Consider the following 19,218-nt stretch of genomic DNA (forward strand, 5'->3'; position numbering starts at 1 on the left):
ATCCAACGTGCCGCACTCACGGCATATCGCTCCAAGAGCGCAGGAGATACCAGTTCCGCACATCCGCGCCGCTTGAGCCACTCCCACGCTTCTTTGTAAAGTTCACTCGCCGCGAGCGTTGAGCCGTCACGCTGAACAGCCGATAAAAACTCCTTGGGAGGCGGCATATCCACGCCCTCCGGCTCTGTTGCGATTTGCTCAAAGTCCAATACCTTCAGCTTGCGCTTTCCGGGATTGCCCTCGGTCACTTTTTCTGCCAAGGATTTTCTTGGTCTTCCTCCCGTGCCGGGCTGCGGTCCTCTAAGCCCCATACGTTTCCCCCCTTAAAACTTTTCAAAACTTTTTTGAGCATAAGTTTCAGCATTTGGACTGTTTTATCGAGCGGTTCAAATGCCCGTCGTTCCCCGCTGTGCATGGCTTCCCACCGAAAAATCACGCTGGCAAAACTTATCTCTCTAACTGGCCTAAAAGTTATGCGAATTTTTCTGTACGCCCCCTCCCCGGTCCAGTAATGGCGCGGTTTTGGAGATTTAACCGCCCCCTAGGGACTATCCCTCGCCTCTACCGCGCTGATGAATCCGCTCATGACACGATACGCAGAGCGACATCAAATTGCTCTCGTCATGCGTGCCACCGTCGGCGAGAGGTCGAATATGATGCACAAGCGTCGCGAGAACGTATCTGCCCCGCTCCTTGCAACACTCACACAGCGGATGCGCTGACAAATAGCGGTCACGAATCCTGCGCCATACGCTGCCATACCTCTCGTGCTGATCGTACCCACGCGTGAAGTGGTCGTAGTGTCGCTGCATGACTTTCTCGTGCTCCTCGCAGTAGCAGCTTTTTCGATCCGTAAGGTTCGGACAGCCTGTCATGCGGCAGGGTCGCTTCGGCTTTCTCGGCATCGCTTCACCTCCATCAAAAAAGCCCTCGCGGAGAATTGCTTCTCCGAGAAGGCTGATTCCATATCCTATTCTTGCTGAGTGTATCATATCACATCGGTCGTACTGACATCAACCTGACATTCACTGACATTTTGTGACATTTTTCCGCTTTTTGACATTTCATGACATTCCCTGACATTTCATGACATTTCCTACTCTTCATGAAGGAACGACCACACTTTGCAAGCCGCGCTCATGGATACGGTATATCTGCCGTTCCCCGACTTCCATGCGCCTGGCAATCTCCGTGACCGTGTGATACCCCATGTAGCGCATCTCCAAGACCAGCCGCTCATCCATATCCTCCACAGCCTGTATCACGCCATAGATCTCGGCGCGGAGACTTACCAAGCGGTCAATCTCCCGATCAATCTCCTCCTCCTGTTCCACCAGTTTCACCACCACATCGGAAAGCTTGTGCGGATTCTTCGTAGCACTCCCCGGCATATCACTAAGGACGGTGGTGGTCTTGGTGGCCATGCTGCGCAGCCGCACGGACTGTTCCAACATACTGTCTATTTTTCTGTCAATCTTGAATGCCTGGCTCAGATATTCCTTAGCGGTCATCATGATCAGACCTTCTTTTCGTAGCGGGAGCAGCCCGGCTGCCAAACGTCGCCACCTGTATATCCTATGGGAGCAGTCTGCCCCGCCTCCTGCACACAGTCGTTGCAGTTCCAGCATGTAAGTCGATGGGCGCAGGATGTGCAGATACATTTTTTGCAAGACGCATGCGTTCCGCAGCGGTCATGGTGCATGACTTCCTCGCTGTCAAATTCCTCTGTACCTTCCCAAATTGTCAGCCGATGATGAGCAGCGTACAGATATTCCTCCATGCAGCCGTTGCTGTCCTTCCAGTTTCCTGCCATGATCACACCGTCGCATTTGCCGAGAAGCATTTTGCACTGCTTCAAGACCGCATCGTAGGGAATCTTGGCGGCCTTCAAGTGCCGCATGGCATCCAGCGGATTAACGAACAAGATATGCGGGTATTTCCTGGAAAACTCTGCTGCAATCGCCGCTGCTGCCTTGCGGTTCTCTTTTTCAGCTCCCGTATAGGGATGGGAAATATAAATCATGTTCATAGCGATCTGCTCCTTTCTTACTTGCAGTGCCTCAGCGCGTCTCTTGCTGTAGGGTCGCTGTAGCCTTCCCCGTTGCGGTTCGATGTGCGCTGAAGCCCCAGCTGCTTGATCTCAATGTGAATCCCCGGCTCTGCCGCCCACTGCTTTTCCACAATCTCCCGCACTACTTGGGCATCGTCCTTCCAGTAGCCGCACCTGGTCATGCAGTCCTTGAGCATTTTCTGCAGATTGTCGGTGTCCGGGCGGGTCGTGCGCCACTCGCCGCTTTTATGGGACTTGCCCACCGGGAAAAGCCATGTGGTGCGAAGCTCCAAGGCTCCCTCCATCGGCACTATCGGACGATGGTTACCGAGATGTGCAATCAGAAGTGCCTTTGCTTTCTTCAGGGGAGCCGGGTCGTAAAATATCGGTCTGCCACCCACGATCCGCACGGATTTCTCCTGTGCGGTCGCCGTAGGAGGATTGATGTCGAGGAAAAATCTCATATTCTGTATACTCCTTATTGAAAATTTCTTTCGATTATGTTTTCATTTCGGTCAAAGGTTTCGTCACTGTCATCCCGTGTGGGGGAGGGCAGGCTACTGCAGCCCTCCCCACACTGGTGACAGCAGGGACAGACACTCTTTATTTATAAGCCTTTGTCCCTGAGAGTTTTCCAATAGGAAATTTATCCTTTGTCCGCCTCATCCTTGCCCATAGGTTTTTTCTCCCTTTGTCCCTGCGTATTCTTCTTCCCCACCACGCCGTTTTCAATCCAGTAGCTGTCGCTGAATTCGGCAAGATAACGGCGAATGGTTTTCTCGTTGAGTTCCGTGTACTCCACAATGTCCTTGATTTTCACGGGAGGATTGATAGAGCAGATCTCGTAAGCCGTATCCAGGGCAGCCTTGCGTTCCTCGACGGTCGTCCGCTTGCTGCTGCGTGAGAGGTTCGCTGCCATACTTCCTATGGCGGGAATGCTGCCCAATTCGTCGCTGTTATCAATGCGATGCACGGGATGCTCGAACCAGAAGTTTACCGGCTCTATGTTGGCAAATTCACGGAGATTGGATTCCAGTCGCCAAGCCGTAGCGTGACCGTCCCGCAGATTGTTCTTGATGTCATCCGTGAGTTCCAACTGGATCATGTCAAGCTGGGCATCTGGGTCGCGGGCAAATACGCCGGAGCCGGAAGCCCTGTCCATCGCCCGCTTGTTTCCCTGCGCTCCCTTGCTATGGTGATGGCAATAAATCGCAGAACAGCCGGTCTCCGTGCAAATCTTGTCAAACTGGTTGCAGAACTGCCCCATTTCGGACGCGTTGTTTTCATCCCCCGTGATGACCTTGTAGATGGGGTCGATAACAATGGCATCCAAATGCTGGTCGCGCACCCGGCGGATGAGTTTCGGCACAAGCTGGTCTAATGGCACAGCGTAGCCTCTCAAGTTCCACACGATGATGTTCTCTGAGTCATTCATGGGAAGCCCCAATGCCTCGTAAATCTTGAGGAATCGGGTGATACAGCTTGCCGGATCAATCTCCAAATTGACATACAGCACACGCCCCTTGCGGCAGGGAAATCCGAGCCACTTCGCCCCCTCGGCTATGGCGACGCAAAGTTCCATCAGGAGAAAGGACTTTCCCGCCTTGGACGATCCGGAAATAATCATCTTGTGGCCACGGCGCAGGATTCCCTTTATAATCTCCTCCGGCAGTTTCGGCGGATTATCCTTGTACTTGGCGAGAGATTCCAATGGAGGCAGTTCATCCGTCACTCCTTCCACGAAGTCCATCCACTCCGTCCATGACTTCCTGCCGATGTTCGTTGCGGCGAGGTACTGGCGATTGCCGTTTCGAGTAAGCCCCGGCATTCTGGAAAGCCGGGAGGGATTGCGGTTCTGCTTGTCGATGGGGACGCCCTGCTTTTCCATGAAGTCGTAGAGAAAAGCCACGCGCTTTCGATACTCCTCATAGTCAGCAGCATCCACACGCACTATGGCATGGAGGCTCTTTCCTCCACTATGCACCAGAGCTGCAATCGGCAGTTCCAGCTTGCGGAAAAGAACATCCTGCTCGGCGATGGGAAGTGTGTCGGATTCCACCAAGGCATACTTGAATTTGGTGACGTTGTCGTTTTTCACGCCCTCACCATCCAGCGGATTGAACCGAATCCAACCGCCCACCTCCGGTTTCCAGTCGCCGACGGTCGCTCCGATGTCATCGGCGTGCTTCTTGAGGGATGCGATCAGCTCCCCTGCCGTGCGGTCATATACGCCCTTACTGGGCAGCCACCTCCCCTCACCGTCCTGCCACACATCGCCCGTGACATAGCCCACTCGGTCAGCAGGATCAAACAGCAGGGAAAGATAGTCGATCAAGTCCTGCACGGGATTCCACGCATCGGGATGGGCAAAGCCGTTGAAGCCGTCGTTGCCGTCATACTCAATGGTATCGTCCCATGCCATGCAGCCATCCTCTCCGGCATAGGGAATCCAGCCGCGCTCTTTTGCCAGCTGCACAATCGTTCCGCCCTTAACGGGAGTGGCCGTGCCGTTAAAGCCCTCCCACTTCTTCTCACATTCGCCGGGATGGTAACGCTTGTCACTCCTGCTCCAATCGTCCCAGATGGAGCAGGGATATCCTTCCTCCTTGAGTGCCATACCTACCGAGATCCATGTGGCGCGATCAACCTCTGCAACGTTGATGTACTTCAAAGCCGACAAGATATTCTTGTCCATGAAAAATCACGTCCTTTCACGGTGTATATACAGACGGCGTCATCCCCTGGGGGACGCACCAATGATTCATCGCCAAGCGGGAGATCAGAGCACTGGCTGCATCGAACTGCCACGTGCCTACGCGCCGAAAGCCGTAACGCTCCAAGCAGCGGATCTGTTTGGGGGTGGCGAGTCCTTCCTCCTGCCGCCGTTTCAGACGGTCGATGAGAAGCGAGGCAAGCCCCGCATTTCCCACGGTATCTGGCAGGATGCCGCGATTCTCCAAGAAGGCAATCTGCTTTTCGGACGGCGGTCCCATTTCCCAAGGAAAGGTCGGCGCGTAGCTTGTGAGATCCTCGGCGGCGATGGAGAGGGCATACTGGATGGGGTCGACAAGTTTTTTCTTCTTGCTCCGCATCGCGGCAAGTTCCCGCGCAAGTGCCTCCTCCCGCTCACGCAGCACGTCCCGCTCTGCGTCCTCCTCGGCTTCGAGGATATCCACCTCCTCGTCATTTCGGAGGTTTTCATCCATCATTGCGGCGATGTTCGCGTCCTTGGCAATGAGAGCCGATGGTCTGCAGAGATCGTAACGCTCCGTCAGCCAGAGAAAGTCCAACAGGAGCAAGTTCTCCTTGCCCGGAAAGAGCCGCATGCCGCGTCCCACCATCTGCTGATAGAGACTCCGCACTTTGGTGGGGCGCAAAATTACGATGCAGTCCACAGCGGGACAGTCCCAACCTTCTGTAAGGAGCATGGAGTTGCACAGCACGTCGTACATGCCATGCTCGAACTCTGCGAGGATTTTCGAACGGTCATCGCTCATGCCGTTGACTTCCGCCGCCCTCATGCCGACGTCATTCAGCATCCGACAGAACTTCTGCGATGTGGCGATGAGCGGTAGGAAGACTACGGTCTTTCTGCCCCTGCAGTAACGCGCCATCTCGTCTGCAATCTGATGGAGATATGGCTCCAAGGCGCAGCCAATGTCCGCCGCGTTGTAATCCCCACCGGAGATTCCGGCCTTGCTGATGTCCAGCTGCAAAGGAATCATCCGTGCCTTGACGGGAGAGAGATACCCTTCCCGAATGGCGCGGCTCATGGAATACTCATAAGCCTGTGAGTCAAAAAATGTGCCGAGTGTCTGCTTGTCTCCACGGTCGGGTGTTGCCGTTACGCCGAGGACATTGGCATCCGGAAAATGCGCGAGCACACGCTGATAACTCTCCGAGAGTGCGTGGTGCGCCTCGTCCACGATGATGTCCTGAAAGTAATCCTGCGGAAACATCGAAAGCCGCTTCTCTTGGCAAAGGGACTGCACCGATCCTACTGTCACGGGAAAGAAACTGCCGAGGCTGCGGTTCTCTCCCTGCTCAAATGCTGCATCAAGTCCCGTGAGCATCTTCAGCTTGTCAGCGGCTTGGGTGAGAAGTTCCCCACGATGCGCCATGATGAGAACACGATGGTCTTTCTTTACTTGCTCCTGCGTAAGTGCGGAAAACACGATGGTTTTGCCGCAGTTATGGGTAATGGTGAAATCCGACAGCAGATAACGGTTGTCTCCGTCCACGGTAAAGCCGTAGTATTCTCCGCAGCCTGCCGGCTGTACATGAAAACCTGTCCGCAAAACAGATTTTTTCTGCTGACGCTTGTCGGCAATCTTCCGTTTCACACGGCAAGGGATGATGGAACAATCTCCGCTGATGGAAACGCGATAATACGCGCCCGTAAAGTCCCGATACCCCTTGATGCACGGCTTTACCGATGCCCGAAGGCCTGCGGAGCGGCAGAGAAACGCCACATCATCTGCCAGCCTTCTTGACTTGGAGATGTAGTCGTAGCCTTTATCAATGTAGTAACCATCGGTATCCAAGAGGCCTGCGAGAATTTCAAGCCGATTCGCCAAATCGGTGTATTTATATGCGTCCGGCACAAACTTATCTCCGGCGCGACCTCCGTAGAGCCTTAATCGGCGCAATGCCTTAATCAACCGATTGCTCCTGCGTCCCCTTTCGGAAACGAGAAAGTAGGTGGTGGCTTTTCCTGCCGGCTCTGTCCGAAGGCGCAGATTCCATACATCTGCCTGGTGAAAAATGACGTGCCTAATTTCCTTGTCCGGCGTCGTCACGCTGACACCGTGGACAATACAGCCATCCCCAAGAATCACGCCGAGAAAATAGGGGTCGATTTCCGTTCGCGCATTCCTGTGGGCAGGGAACGATTGGATTGCCCCGGAGCGAATCAGCTTATGCAAATGCTTCTTGCTTTCTGACCAGCGGAGCCATTCGGCTACCGTCACATCCACCAATTCCCCGGCATGACGCTGAGAGGGATATTGGGGATTGCTGCATTCCCTTGTGCGGACGAGCGTAAGCACATGGTCTTTTGTCACGGTGAACGGCTCGCCCTTGATGGGGACGATCCGATACATCAAAGACTTTCCACGGTGGAGAACTAGTACCGTGCGCTTCTTCCCATCGGCACCGAGGAGTTGGTCCCCTACCTGTACATCTTCCACCTTTTTGCTGCGGCCATCGGCGAGGAGAACTTTCTCTCCCTGGGCATGGCATCCCGTCGGCAGGACAAGGAGCGTCTTGCGACGCCCCTCGCTCCACTCGGACAGGATTGCCTGTTTCGCCTCGGCCTGATACGGTCTAAGTTCCACTTGCTTGTCCTCCCATCAGAACGGAATGTCCGCCGCGCTGACGGGAATCCCGCCGAAGTCTGCAGAGTCCTCGACCGAAAAGAACTTCTCGTCATAATCGTAGAAACGATCCACATCGTTGGTCTGTTTCTCGTTGCCGTCCCGGTCGGTATATTTGCGGGGTCTGAAATGAGCCCGCCCCTTGGCTCCCACGAGATTGTTCCAGTTCATCGCCAGACGCTCGCCGTGCTTCTTCCTGCCAATGCAGCGAAAGAACGCCGAGATGCGCCACTCCACGAGGCGGTTCAAAATGAGGTCGGTGCGGACACTGGCGACGCCCTGCTTCGTTTCTACCTGCAGAGTAAGCGTAGCCTTGTTGCAGGCCTGCATCTTGGCACTCCCCGGAAAACGCCCCCGCTCAAAAGCGGACACCACGAAGTTGTAATCCCCTTCGGGCAGGAGAATGAACTCCTGACCATCGCTTTCAATGGTGTCAGTCCAATCCATACCCACGTTGTTGTTGACAAAATCTGCCATGATGTATTTCCTCCCTTAGCCTTTCGCCTTACGGTTCTGCTGAATGATGTCAAAAATCTGATCCCAGTAGCGGATGACATAGCCGTACAAGAACTCCTCGGGGTAATCGTCAATCGGCGTTTCCAAGGTGTATTTCCCACGGGCGGCCACCACCTGTCGGACTTCTTCCTCGGTGACGCCCTTCTTCTGCAAAATGCTGCGGAACACATCGGCAGCACTTTCGTCCTCCGCGCGGTCTTTCGGCAGAGGCTCTGATGCTCCCTCTGCCGCTGTCTGCGTGACGGGAGCGGATGCCGGCGTCTGCTCCGACGAGAAGATATGGGCGATATGCCTGTAGTCAAGTTCCAAGACATCCGGAAGCGGCACACGACTCTTTGCGTCCCATGCGGGATGATGGGATGTGTACATGACCCGCTTGCCGCCCCGCGCCTTCTGCGTGTTGTTCTCCGACGTGACCACAAAGGTCTGATAGTTGCAAAAGAGCAGGATATCGCACCATTCCTTGAGAAGCGGCGCCACTTGCTTGCTGAGTTTCATTTCCCAGCGGTCGTATGCGCCCATCTCATCCGGCTGCTCGAACTTCCGCATCTTGGCGTGTGCTGTGACCACCACATGCACTCCGGAGGCCAGTACCGAATCAAATGCACTGAGAAGCCTTGCAAATTCCTCGCCCAAGTAGGTATATCCTTTGCCGTAGCCGAAGGACTCGATGGAGTTCTGCTTGTACTTTGTGCAGAGGTAGCTGACGATGAGCTGCTCTGCCCAATCAGCGGTATCCAGCACCAGCGTCCTGCACACATCCTTTGTGGCTGCCACCTCCTTGACCACGGAGAGCATTTCCTCCCAAGACTGCGGCTTCTCGATACGGCGCACATCCATGTGAGCCGTTCCTCCCTCCGTATCGATGAAGAGCGGATCGGGGAATTTGGCGGCAAGACCGGACTTACCGATTCCCTCAGCCCCGTAGATGACCACCTTTTGGGCGCGGTCAATTTTCCCTTTGGTGATGTTCAGCATTGCGTATCTCCTTTCTGCTCACTTAATCCGAAGACTTCGTCCTCTCGTCTCCAAGTGGGCGCCGGGAACTTCCTCGCCGCCGCTCAGAGCTTCATAGAGTGCCTCGCGGTTCACGTCCTTATGCTCCGGCACAGTAATGAGATAGGCGTCCGGGATAAGTGCGGCATTGTCAATCTTGAGCGGCTGTTTGCCGCCGTTCTTCTGAACGCTCATGACACCATACCTCGTGGGAACTTTGGATTTCCCCATCGCATCGAGGTTCTGCCGGTACCACTCCTTGATGCGTTTGATGCGGTTCTCTAATATCTGCCGCTGCGCTTCAAAGCGTTTCTCTTCCTTACTGTATGCCTCCGCATACGCTTCCAGAGATTTGATGAGCGCGATTCCGTTCGCGCATTTCTCCTCAAGGGCGCACTCGATGGACTGAAGCCCCTCTTCCAAGAGCTGCAGATCCATCGACTCGTCCAAGACGAGATCGAAGAGTGCGTTGAAGCCTGCGGCAAGCTCATAAAGCGGTCGTGCCGGCATATGCACCCTCCTTCCCCTTCTCGAAGATAGCTACCTCGTCCACGGAATCTCCCGGCACAATCACCGTGAGCTTCACGGGACTGCCAAAGAAGAAGCGGAGCAGACGCTCCCGCATCGTCAGCCGATGGCAGGCCATGATTCCACCGCTCAGGCGCTCCCTGGACACCTTGATGTTAAGTGTGTGATGCATCGTGATTCATCCTTTCCGAAAGGCGCTTTGATGTTGCCCTTCACCTAAGAGCCACGGGAAACGCAAAACTTCATGGTTTCATAGAATTTTTTTCTTGTCAGGCAAAACTTTTTTGAGCCGCTGATAGATGCGCCGCATCCGCTCCGATATGGTGCTTTCCAATACGCCCTCCTGACGCGCGATCTCTGCCTGACGCACGCCTTCCCAAAACACGCGCCGCAAAAGTTCCCTCTGCTGAGGTCGAAGCTGCGCGATGGCGTGATGAAGCTCCGAATAATCCGCGCCGAGCAAAGCCGTCGGCACATCGGGCATGGCATCCGCCCTCCGGCCGTCAAGATCATCAACAGACAAGTGGACATGACGGCGCGTCTCGGTCCGGTTCCTGCAGAATGTAGGGGCATTGACCTCGGCATCCAAAATCTCCTGTGCCGTGCGCCGCTTGACCGAGGTCTTGTCCTCGGCTTCATCCAGACGCTGCCGATAGTCCGTCTCCACCATGACGGTGCATTCCTCCTCGGGAACTTCCAAAACAGTCGGATGGAGCTTGTCTTCGTAATACAGAGCAATTTTCATGGTCGTGTCCTTTCCGCCTTGGATGCGGGCGGCAGGAACACAAAAGGCCGATGCACGCGATGTACACCGGCCTCTTTCGCCTGAAAATGGGCGCAAAAAGTCACGGTGGAAACACCGAAGTGCCAATACTGCTCGCGCAGTTCGTCTCTTCGTGCGTTCCCGCCGCCCCTAATGGCCATCTCAAGGCATTGAGAAATTTACAAGATTTACAATTACGGCTTGTGAATGTTCACATTCACATAAATTCCATTAACAAAAATGTAGATTTTTCCCCCTTACTGCTGATATAATAGAAACTGTGTTTTATGTGCGATGATGTTCTCTCACCATCCGGGTAAAGCATACCAAATCTGCTCCCTCGAAAATTGGACTCCGGTGGACGGGAGCGGACAGACTCTGTCCACTTTTCGCGAAGGGGGAGTTTTGTGTTAACCATCAGTCTGTTTTTACAGATCATGAGAAAGTACGTTGGTGCGGAGAACAAATCGATACCGAGTTTCTGCACCTACTTCTTCGCTCTCTTTATGAAGGAACCGATCTCTTCTCGCGAGGTTGGTCTGGACGATGACGACAAGTACTACCCTTTCGGCAAGGAATCTGAGAAAAGTGCCGCCTACAAAATGTACAAGGGAAAGAGAGACATCCCGGAATCTGCCCTGCGGGCGGTTCATGCCAATCTCGACAAAAGCCGCTTCTTGGAAGCAGCTGCGGATATCCCCTTCGATGCCCGCAAAAATCTGTGCACCGACCTCTCTCAATACGGGGTAGATTGCACCACAGACAATGTGGACGAGACGTGCGCCGAGATTTTCTGCAGCATCATCAAAGCGGAGCTACGAAAGCTCCCCGGTGTTGAAATTGATCTCTTTGAAGGAAGGAACGAGGTCGGCGAAGTTATACCTCCCGTCCCGATTCAACCCGCCCGCTATGCGGACGGAGCGGTCTATCTGCCCGGTGGCGATGTCATCAAACTGCATCCCTCCATAAAACCTCATGGGGACATCAACGAAGCCACGCTCCCGTATATCCATGCGCTCTGCGAGGTGTATGCGGAGCAGCTCGCAAAGGATGTCACACCAAAAACCACAGGCGAATTGCCGGAGAAACTACAGCGGCATTTAGAGCTGCAGCGTCAGGCATATTTCGATGCAAAAAGCATCGAACGCAGCGTGCGGGATGCCTTCGTGGACGGAGAGCGGCAATTTTCCGCACTGAAGGACGATGCCTATGACGGCATCGAGATGGTGTATTTTGATGAGGATTACGAGACGGGCTACGTCCGTCTGCGGGAAGTGTTGAAGAAAATCACCAGTACGGAACTTGCCAAGTCGAACCTCGTCAATATCAAGGGTTTTATCACGAACAAAACCCGAAAGGGCGTCTGCCATATATTGGTGGACGATGCGCGAATCAAATCGTGGGTGAACACCGATGCCTAAACTATTCAATACGACCTTTGAGGTGTCACTTCGCATTTTACTCATCCTCTCTGCCGTAAAGCCGCGTTCCATAACCATTGACCGCATCGCGGCGTATGATCTTATGACAGTCTATGGACGGGATTTCGGTATAGCAGAACAAAACCTGCATGGCGAGAACCAGTTCAGCTTCAGCGAATTCTCCGCCAAACGGGAGCAATTGAACGGCGCATTGAAATCCCTCCTGCTGGACGACTTTGCTGCCGTAGAGCATTCCCCCAGAGGATTCTTGTTCGGATTGAATGAGCGCGGCCGTGAGTTCGTGAAATCCATGCAGTCCGAATACGCTGCAACATATATGGAGACAGTAAAAAAGACACACCGAATGCTTGGAAAAACATCCGATGCGTCTTTGCTTTCAAAGATTACGCGACAGGCGATGGACGCGCTAAAGAGGAGATAAATGGATGGCCGGAATATATTTTAGCCGTGTCACGGCAAGAGGCATAGGCAAGCGCGACTCTTTCGTGGATTTCACCCCCGGTCTGAACATCATCTGTGGGCGGTCGAATACCGGGAAGACCGCCGTTGCTCGGTGTATTGATTTTGCTCTTGGCAAAATGGGTGACTTCCCCATAGACGAGACTTTTGGTTATGACGAAGTGGAACTTCTGGTGCAGGCTGCCGATGGCACGATCAGTATCACGCGTAAATTTCACAAGGATCAAGTGGACGTGATAACCAACATCCCCGGCATGATGAGTGACAAATACAATCTGAAATACAGTCAGAGTCAAAGAAACGGCTTGCCTGTGCTGAGTGACCTGCTTTTGAACGCAATGGGGATTCCCGTCCCCTGCATGGTGATCAAGAACATCGATTTCAAGCGGGCACCACTGACACTCCGAACCATCCTCCACATGCTGCTCTTTCTCAACAATGACATCGGCAAGGTAGAATCCGTGTTGGAGCCGAAGGAAAGCATTCAAAAGACCGTCTTTCTCTCTTCCCTGCTATTTTTGATGACCGGCTCCAATTTTCCCGAGCACGATGAGCAGACCAAGAAGGAAATCCGCATCACAGAGCGAAATGCCATTTTAAGATATGTGAACAGGCAGATCAGCAACATCTATGAGAAGAAGAAGGTGCTGCAAAAACAGATGACGGCGTTTCAGGGCATTGATGTGGAGCAGCAGATGACCGCCCTCATTGCAGGGATTGAGCAGACAGAATCTGCGATCTCTGCAGCTCTCTCCCGCCGACAGGAACTGGTACAGGAAATCAGCGAACTACAGGAGAAAATGACCGAGGCGGAACTGATGAAGTCCCGGTACGCTGCCCTCAAGAGCCAGTACACAGCCGACATCAAGCGGCTGACCTTTATTGCCGACGGCGAGATGGAACGGAACGCGCACGATAAGAACACGGTCTGCCCCTTCTGTGAGAGTCATTTCACGCCCAAGGATGATGAAACCTACATCGAATCTGCCCGTGGCGAACTGTCCCGCATCGTGACTCAGATGAATGATCTGACGAAAGCGGAACAATCCCTCGCCGAGGAAATGAGGTGGATGTCAGAGGAGATGGCAAAACTCGATGCCGAGAAGGACAGCATCGAGTGCCACATTCAACAGGAACTGCGTCCCAAGGCAGAGGCGATGCGCAAATCACTCGCAGACTACAAAAACTTCCTGCAATTAAAGCGCGAGATGAGCGTAATCGACGATTTTGCAGTCGGCTGGGAGGCAGATTTAAGGAATCCTCCGATCGAGCCGGAATCTGCGTTGCAGTATCATCCCAGAGAGCATTTTGATGACGATTTCAAAAAAATCATCAACCAATATTACAAGGACATCCTCCTTGAATGCAGCTATTCGACGGAGCCTGTTGTTGCCAATTTCAATATCTCCAATTTTGATATAGAGATTGATGGGCATAAAAAATCTGCCCATGAAGGGCAGGGATATACGTCCTTTGTCAATAGTGTGACCGCCCTTACCTTCCGTCACTATCTTGCCCACCAAGGCAAATATTATCCGGGCTTCCTCATCATTGATACGCCGCTTCTTGGTCTTGACCAAGGCGTAAAGGATTCTGACCCGAAAAGCATGGGAGCCGGACTCTTCCGCTATTTCATGAACCACCAAGAGGAGGGACAGCTGATTATCATTGAAAACTCAAAGAATCTGCCGGAGTTGGACTATGAGGCAGCAGGAGCCAATGTTATCACCTTCACCAAGGGGCTGACGGAAGGCCGTCCCGGTTTTCTGGATGGCGTAGAGTAAGCGGAGACGGATATGCGAATAACTTATAACAGGCTGTGGAAGCTCCTGATCGACAAAGGAATGAATCGGCAGGATCTCCGGCGAGCGACAGGCATCAGCCCCGCCTCCATCGCCAAACTGGGCAAGGGAGAGAATATAACCACGGATATTTTGCTGAAGATATGTGTGGCGCTCAATTGCAATATTGAAGATATTATGGAGTCCGTAAAAGAAGGGAGTCCGAAACATGAACAAAATAGATAAGTTGCAAAACCTCGTTCAACGGTTTTCGGAAAGCATTTCATATTACAAAGACAAAAAGAATAATTACAATGAGCATTCGTGTCGCATTGAATATATTGATCCGTTGCTAAATATTTTGGGTTGGGATGTCTCAAACGAAAAAGGTCTCTTGCCACAATATCGTGAAGTCATAGCAGAAAATTATTCCACCACGACAGATCGCCCAGATTACACTATGACACTGCGTGGTGTTACTAAGTTTTTTGTCGAAGCAAAAAAACCGTCTGTCGATATTTCTGCTCTAAACAGCCCAGCATACCAAACTAGGCGATATGGTTGGAATGCCAATCATAAAATTGCCGTTTTGACAAATTTTGAGTATTTACTTATATACGATACTCGCTACATCCCCAAAGAAGATGATGCCTGCTCAGTTGCACGTTATCGCATATATCATTTTACAGAGTATGTGAACAAACTAGATGAAATGATATCTCTAATCTCACAAAAAGCCGTTTATTCTGGACAATTCGATAAGTTTACTGATACTCAATTTGCGCTAGAAGAGGAAAAAAAGCAACAAGTCGACAGAATATTTTTGTCCCAAATCAATACATGGCGAATTGCACTAAGCAATGAGCTTTACGTCCGCAAGGGGAAATATGCATCTTTGGAATTTCTCAATGATGTTGTTCAGGAGTTTATCAATCAAATTGTTTTTATTCGAATTTGCGAAGACAGAAATCTTCCTCTCTATCATAAATTAGCAGATGCGATTGATGACCCTTTGCATATTCAACATAAGTTAGAAGAGCTGTTCCGTGCAGCAGACAAAAGATATAATTCGGGGATGTTCTCTGGCGAAGATATTATATTCGACCTTTCCAGCAATGTTATTATTGACATGATCCATGGGCTATATTATCCGCAAAGTCCATATCTGTTTAATATAATTGAGCCGAACCTGCTCGGAAAAATCTACGAGATGTTCCTAACGGAGGAACTAATCCTATTAGAAGATGGCTCGATTGGACTTGGAAAGAAAACATCCTGCCAAAATCGAGCTGTCGTAACAACACCAACAGAAATTGTACGATATATAGTGGACAAAACGCTATCAAAAGTTTGCGCTGGGAAATCTCCAGAGGATATCCATAATCTCCGCATATGCGATATATCGTGTGGATCTGGCATATTTCTGGAAGAAGCATTTGAGTTCCTACAGGATTATTGCATTCAGCAATATCTAAAATCTGGTAAAAACGACCATCTTATCAAAATCGGAACAAACCGCTATAAACTTCCCTTGGAAGAAAAAAAAGCCATTCTCACATCATGTATCTATGGCATAGATATTGATGTTCACGCAATAGAGGTCGCAAAATTTTCCCTGCTCATAAAGCTGATCGAAAATGAAACCGCGCCCTCGGTTGTTGATATCACGCCAATTTTGCCAACTCTCGATGAGAATATCCGTTTTGGAAACTCCTTGATTTCCTTTGATGATCTAGAGAATACGACTGTTTTCGATGAAGACATTACTCGTATTGCACCGTTTGACTGGAAAAGTATAAATGCAGGACGCTCGTTTGATGTCATTATTGGTAATCCACCTTATGTGAAAACGGAGGAAATGCATGCATTGTTGCCTTCCGCCGAAATAACTCTATATAAAAAGAAATATAAATCGGCATATAAGCAGTTTGATAAATATTATCTTTTTATGGAACAGGCTATTTGCAAAGTCTCTGCAAATGGATATGTATGCTATATTGTCCCAAATAAATTCTTTAAGATTGGTTCGGGCAAAAAATTACGCGAACTAATTGCAAAAAATCATATGCTTGTGAGTTTAGATGATTTCGGTGACGCACAACTTTTTGAGGATAAGACAATATATAGCGCAATTGTCTTAATCCAAAAAAGCCGCCAACAAAAATTCTCATATTCCACCACCGATTCAATAAGCAAATTATGGGTTGGTGAAGGAATATCTTCAATTGAGTTATCATCTACTTCGTTGAATAGTCTACCGTGGCGACTGACAACAGATATGGATTTCATTTCCATGCTTGGAAAACTTGATAGTGTATCTGTACCTCTCACCAAATATGTAGATATTTTCAACGGCATCCAAACAAGTGCAGAGAGACCAATACCTGTTTATTGGTTTTCTTCGGATGAAGTTGTTTCGGAGGACAAGTACGCCATTGAGATTAAACGAGGTGGAACCACCTATACGATTGAAAAGGATTTGTTGCGCCCTTATTTCAAACCATCCAAGCAGGTTGAAAAAGGTCTCAACTCATATAGCAAGCTAAAGACCGATAAGCAAATTATTTTTCCATATGATCCAGACGGTCATTTGATTCGTATAGAAAAAATGCGTAAAGAATACCCCGGCGTATTCAGCTATTTGAGTGCATATTATGATCGGCTTCTTCCGCGCTGTGTCTGCCCAACTGGCGTACGCGATGTTCCTAATGCCACTCTAGATACATGGTATCAATATGGCAGAACACAATCTCTAACTGCTTTTATCAACACTCCAAAACTCATCGTTGGAGTGTTGAGCAAGGAGCCTATGTATATACTGGACGAAAATGATATGTTGATTGCATCTGGGGGAACTGCAGGATACTGTGCAATTGCGAAAAAACCTGACAGTCCATATTCACTTGAATACATTCAAGCATGGCTTTCCCACCCTATTACAGAGCGAATCTTGGAGATAGTCGGGAGCGATTTTGAAAATGGATTTTATGCCCGCGGAACTTTCACGCTCTCAACACTCCCCTTCGTCAAACTAGATTTAAATAACAAAGCACAAAAAGATATTTATGACACCGTAGTCAGCCTCACTCATCGAATTTACACTATCAACGATAAACTGGATGAGCCTTGCCCAAAACGTGTCAAATCTGTGCTTATAGAACAAAAAAACTTGCTTATTGAGAAAATTCATGGCTTAATTGCAAGGGTATATAGACTCGATTTTAACCAATAATGAGGTTTACATCATGAGATTAAAGGAACACAGTTCCTCGCAAAAATTACGGGGTGCCTACTATACCCCCTTGTCTCTTGCCAATGCTATGACTAATCTTATCGCACATGAGGGCATACAGTCTGTTTTGGAACCTAGTTGTGGAGACGGTGTATTTCTCGATAGTATGATGCAACTCGGATTGTTGGAGCGAATTGACTCGGTTGATGCCGTTGAAATTGAAACGAGTGAAACTGAAAAGTTGATGCAGCTCTACAAAGAATATGAGGGGGTACATATTTTAAATGAAGACTTCTTTGAATTCTATGCACGTGTTGTAAATAATAATCAATTTGATTTGATTATTGGTAATCCGCCGTATATTCGCTACCAGTATCTGACAGAAGCACAGCGCGAAATGCTGTCCGAAATATTGTCAAATAATGGTATGAAAGCCAATAAATTAATCAACGCATGGGTTGCTTTCATAGTAGCTTGTACGCAAATGCTCTCGAAGAAAGGGAAACTAGCATTTGTTTTACCAGCTGAAATTTTGCAGGTGGCATATGCAGAGGAATTGAGAGAGTTCCTTTCTAATCGTTTTGCAAAAATTACACTAATTACGTTTGAGCAATTGGTTTTTCCGGATATTGAACAGGAAATCGTTGTACTTATCGCGGAAAAAGGCGTAAATGACGAAGGGATTCGTATTATTTCCATGAATGATTTAGCTGATTTCTCCAAGACGTATATCGATCAATATGACTTTCAGGAAATACGTCATGTGAAAGAAAAATGGACAGCATATTTTACTACTGTCCAAGAAATTCATCTAATTAAGGAAATCCAATCTGATCCACGGTTTGTCAAATTCGCTGATTTGGGGGTTATTAACGTTGGTATAACGACAGGTAACAATAAATATTTCTCCATCACAGAGGAACTGTGCCAACAATATCAACTATATGATGTCACACGCCCTCTTATTGGTAGAAGTTCCCACGCTCACGGTATTTTCTTTACCAGATATGACTGGGAAAAAAACAAAGCATCAGGAAAACGTGCTCGTCTGATTTGTTTTCCTGATCATATCCCAGTTGCCAATTATCCCCAAAAACATCAGGATTATATTGAGCTGGGCGAAGTGCATGGAGAGAACCATGGATACAAATGCAGAATAAGGGATTTTTGGTACATTGTTCCATCTGTTTGGATACCTGACGCATTTTTCTTGCGCCGAAACAATCTATATCCAAAGTTCGTATTAAATCTATGCGATGCTGTTTCAACTGATACAATGCACCGTATAAAATTCCATCCCGGCGTAATCCCTGAAAATGCTCTATTATCTTATTATAACAGCATCTCATTTGCTTTCACTGAACTTTGTGGCAGAAGTTATGGCGGAGGTGTATTGGAGATATTGCCGAAAGAAATGGGTAATATTCTTCTTCCACGGATCGAGCAAATTGATTCCAATTTACGCTCTAAGTTGCTTAACTATATTGATCTTGTTTTACGGAATGGTGAAGATATTGAATCTGCATTAGATACAGTAGATCAAGAACTACTGATCAACACATTAAACATTCCACCGGAATGGTGTACACAATGCCGAACTATCTGGAAAAAACTGCAGCAAAGGAGACTAAATCGCAGATAATCTTCTATTTGCGTAATTTTTTACTCCTGATCCCCGATTAACGATGAATACTCTATTAACGATATGCAGAAGCAATCGTTAATAGAGTATTCATCGTTAATAGAGTACGCCCCCAGTCGCTCTTCCTCTTCCACTTTCTGAGAAAATTAAGAAGCTGCCCAAAGGCAGCCATCGGCAGAAAGCCCATATATCAAGCCGTCTGGCGGCTCGCCCCCTATCGTTGCATTGTATCAAAGCGGAGCGTAAGACATCGCCTTTCGTATCGAATGTCCAGATGTTCTCTTTTTCAAAATAGATCTCTACGCCATGTTCCTTGAGTTTACGGACGTTTTGGAGTGAATCTACGGTGTTTCTTGCAAATCGGCTGACGGACTTGGTGATGATGAGGTCAATCTTTCCTGCAAGGGCATCCTCGATCATCTGGTTGAAGCCGT

General features: G+C 49.6%; 17 protein-coding genes and 2 pseudogenes. 6 read left to right on the plus strand and 13 right to left on the minus strand.

What is annotated here, in order from left to right:
• From HMPREF9163_RS09430 to HMPREF9163_RS09485, 12 genes and pseudogenes are all read right to left on the minus strand, one after another.
• A pseudogene (locus HMPREF9163_RS09430) lies at positions 1 to 311 on the minus strand (terminase); the annotation flags it as partial.
• Between the two features lie 237 nt (positions 312 to 548).
• Entirely contained in the window at positions 549 to 905 is a 357-nt protein-coding gene (locus HMPREF9163_RS11835; RefSeq protein WP_037346889.1) for an HNH endonuclease, read from the minus strand.
• 198 nt (positions 906 to 1,103) lie between these two features.
• Positions 1,104 to 1,514, minus strand: a complete 411-nt coding sequence (locus HMPREF9163_RS09440) for a DUF1492 domain-containing protein (protein WP_009441546.1) — start codon at positions 1,512 to 1,514, stop codon at positions 1,104 to 1,106.
• Between the two features lie 2 nt (positions 1,515 to 1,516).
• A complete protein-coding gene (locus HMPREF9163_RS09445; protein WP_009441547.1) occupies positions 1,517 to 2,029 on the minus strand; it encodes a DUF4406 domain-containing protein in 513 nt (170 codons plus the stop codon).
• A gap of 17 nt (positions 2,030 to 2,046) precedes the next feature.
• A complete protein-coding gene (locus HMPREF9163_RS09450; RefSeq protein WP_009441548.1) occupies positions 2,047 to 2,514 on the minus strand; it encodes a RusA family crossover junction endodeoxyribonuclease in 468 nt (155 codons plus the stop codon).
• Positions 2,515 to 2,696: 182 nt separating this feature from the next.
• Complete coding sequence (locus HMPREF9163_RS09455; protein WP_009441549.1) at positions 2,697 to 4,745, minus strand: AAA family ATPase; 2,049 nt, start codon at positions 4,743 to 4,745, stop codon at positions 2,697 to 2,699.
• A gap of 16 nt (positions 4,746 to 4,761) precedes the next feature.
• A complete protein-coding gene (locus HMPREF9163_RS09460; protein WP_009441550.1) occupies positions 4,762 to 7,386 on the minus strand; it encodes a DEAD/DEAH box helicase family protein in 2,625 nt (874 codons plus the stop codon).
• Positions 7,387 to 7,401: 15 nt separating this feature from the next.
• Complete coding sequence (locus HMPREF9163_RS09465) at positions 7,402 to 7,902, minus strand: hypothetical protein (protein WP_009441551.1); 501 nt, start codon at positions 7,900 to 7,902, stop codon at positions 7,402 to 7,404.
• Between the two features lie 15 nt (positions 7,903 to 7,917).
• Positions 7,918 to 8,919, minus strand: coding sequence for an ATP-binding protein (locus HMPREF9163_RS09470; RefSeq protein ID WP_009441552.1), 1,002 nt, complete (start codon positions 8,917 to 8,919; stop codon positions 7,918 to 7,920).
• 18 nt (positions 8,920 to 8,937) lie between these two features.
• A complete protein-coding gene (locus HMPREF9163_RS09475) occupies positions 8,938 to 9,447 on the minus strand; it encodes a siphovirus Gp157 family protein (RefSeq protein ID WP_009441553.1) in 510 nt (169 codons plus the stop codon).
• Entirely contained in the window at positions 9,425 to 9,637 is a 213-nt protein-coding gene (locus HMPREF9163_RS09480) for a hypothetical protein (RefSeq protein ID WP_009441554.1), read from the minus strand. Before HMPREF9163_RS09480 ends, HMPREF9163_RS09475 begins: the two co-directional genes overlap by 23 nt.
• Positions 9,638 to 9,715: 78 nt before the next feature.
• Complete coding sequence (locus tag HMPREF9163_RS09485; protein ID WP_009441555.1) at positions 9,716 to 10,210, minus strand: RNA polymerase sigma factor; 495 nt, start codon at positions 10,208 to 10,210, stop codon at positions 9,716 to 9,718.
• A 425-nt stretch (positions 10,211 to 10,635) separates the two neighbouring features.
• Here HMPREF9163_RS09485 and HMPREF9163_RS11535 point away from each other — a divergent pair, with 425 nt between their 5' ends.
• The 6 genes from HMPREF9163_RS11535 to HMPREF9163_RS09520 are packed head-to-tail and all read left to right on the plus strand — an operon-like array spanning position 10,636 to position 18,784.
• The gene (locus tag HMPREF9163_RS11535) at positions 10,636 to 11,649 is read left to right on the plus strand and encodes an ABC-three component system protein (protein WP_009441557.1); all 1,014 of its coding nucleotides are present in this window, start codon (positions 10,636 to 10,638) and stop codon (positions 11,647 to 11,649) included.
• On the plus strand, positions 11,642 to 12,091 hold the full coding sequence (locus tag HMPREF9163_RS09500) for an ABC-three component system middle component 2 (protein ID WP_009441558.1): 450 nt from the start codon (positions 11,642 to 11,644) through the stop codon (positions 12,089 to 12,091). The genes HMPREF9163_RS11535 and HMPREF9163_RS09500 overlap by 8 nt, the downstream gene beginning before the upstream one ends.
• 4 nt (positions 12,092 to 12,095) lie before the next feature.
• The gene (locus HMPREF9163_RS09505; RefSeq protein WP_009441559.1) at positions 12,096 to 13,913 is read left to right on the plus strand and encodes an AAA family ATPase; all 1,818 of its coding nucleotides are present in this window, start codon (positions 12,096 to 12,098) and stop codon (positions 13,911 to 13,913) included.
• Positions 13,914 to 13,925: 12 nt separating this feature from the next.
• Complete coding sequence (locus tag HMPREF9163_RS09510; protein WP_009441560.1) at positions 13,926 to 14,156, plus strand: helix-turn-helix transcriptional regulator; 231 nt, start codon at positions 13,926 to 13,928, stop codon at positions 14,154 to 14,156.
• Positions 14,140 to 17,142 carry an Eco57I restriction-modification methylase domain-containing protein gene (locus tag HMPREF9163_RS09515; RefSeq protein WP_009441561.1) on the plus strand — a complete coding sequence of 1,001 codons (3,003 nt, stop codon included), beginning with the start codon at positions 14,140 to 14,142 and terminating at the stop codon, positions 17,140 to 17,142. Before HMPREF9163_RS09510 ends, HMPREF9163_RS09515 begins: the two co-directional genes overlap by 17 nt.
• 13 nt (positions 17,143 to 17,155) lie before the next feature.
• Positions 17,156 to 18,784, plus strand: a complete 1,629-nt coding sequence (locus HMPREF9163_RS09520) for a class I SAM-dependent methyltransferase (RefSeq protein ID WP_037346894.1) — start codon at positions 17,156 to 17,158, stop codon at positions 18,782 to 18,784.
• A gap of 243 nt (positions 18,785 to 19,027) precedes the next feature.
• Here HMPREF9163_RS09520 and HMPREF9163_RS11940 read toward each other — a convergent pair.
• Positions 19,028 to 19,218: pseudogene (locus HMPREF9163_RS11940) on the minus strand (recombinase family protein); the annotation flags it as partial.

The sequence above is a fragment of the Selenomonas sp. oral taxon 138 str. F0429 genome (assembly GCF_000318175.2).
In the GTDB taxonomy this organism is placed as follows: domain Bacteria; phylum Bacillota; class Negativicutes; order Selenomonadales; family Selenomonadaceae; genus Centipeda; species Centipeda timonae.

Coding starts and splice junctions, on each gene's coding strand:
- HMPREF9163_RS09500 (WP_009441558.1), top strand. CDS start 11,642: ATGCCTAAACTATTCAATACGACCTTTGAGGTGTCACTTCGCATTTTA.
- HMPREF9163_RS09465 (WP_009441551.1), bottom strand. CDS start 7,902: ATGGCAGATTTTGTCAACAACAACGTGGGTATGGATTGGACTGACACC.
- HMPREF9163_RS09440 (WP_009441546.1), bottom strand. CDS start 1,514: ATGATGACCGCTAAGGAATATCTGAGCCAGGCATTCAAGATTGACAGA.
- HMPREF9163_RS09475 (WP_009441553.1), bottom strand. CDS start 9,447: ATGCCGGCACGACCGCTTTATGAGCTTGCCGCAGGCTTCAACGCACTC.
- HMPREF9163_RS09520 (WP_037346894.1), top strand. CDS start 17,156: ATGAGATTAAAGGAACACAGTTCCTCGCAAAAATTACGGGGTGCCTAC.
- HMPREF9163_RS09455 (WP_009441549.1), bottom strand. CDS start 4,745: ATGGACAAGAATATCTTGTCGGCTTTGAAGTACATCAACGTTGCAGAG.
- HMPREF9163_RS09510 (WP_009441560.1), top strand. CDS start 13,926: ATGCGAATAACTTATAACAGGCTGTGGAAGCTCCTGATCGACAAAGGA.
- HMPREF9163_RS09450 (WP_009441548.1), bottom strand. CDS start 2,514: ATGAGATTTTTCCTCGACATCAATCCTCCTACGGCGACCGCACAGGAG.
- HMPREF9163_RS09485 (WP_009441555.1), bottom strand. CDS start 10,210: ATGAAAATTGCTCTGTATTACGAAGACAAGCTCCATCCGACTGTTTTG.
- HMPREF9163_RS09480 (WP_009441554.1), bottom strand. CDS start 9,637: ATGCATCACACACTTAACATCAAGGTGTCCAGGGAGCGCCTGAGCGGT.
- HMPREF9163_RS09445 (WP_009441547.1), bottom strand. CDS start 2,029: ATGAACATGATTTATATTTCCCATCCCTATACGGGAGCTGAAAAAGAG.
- HMPREF9163_RS11835 (WP_037346889.1), bottom strand. CDS start 905: ATGCCGAGAAAGCCGAAGCGACCCTGCCGCATGACAGGCTGTCCGAAC.
- HMPREF9163_RS09515 (WP_009441561.1), top strand. CDS start 14,140: ATGAACAAAATAGATAAGTTGCAAAACCTCGTTCAACGGTTTTCGGAA.
- HMPREF9163_RS09470 (WP_009441552.1), bottom strand. CDS start 8,919: ATGCTGAACATCACCAAAGGGAAAATTGACCGCGCCCAAAAGGTGGTC.
- HMPREF9163_RS09505 (WP_009441559.1), top strand. CDS start 12,096: ATGGCCGGAATATATTTTAGCCGTGTCACGGCAAGAGGCATAGGCAAG.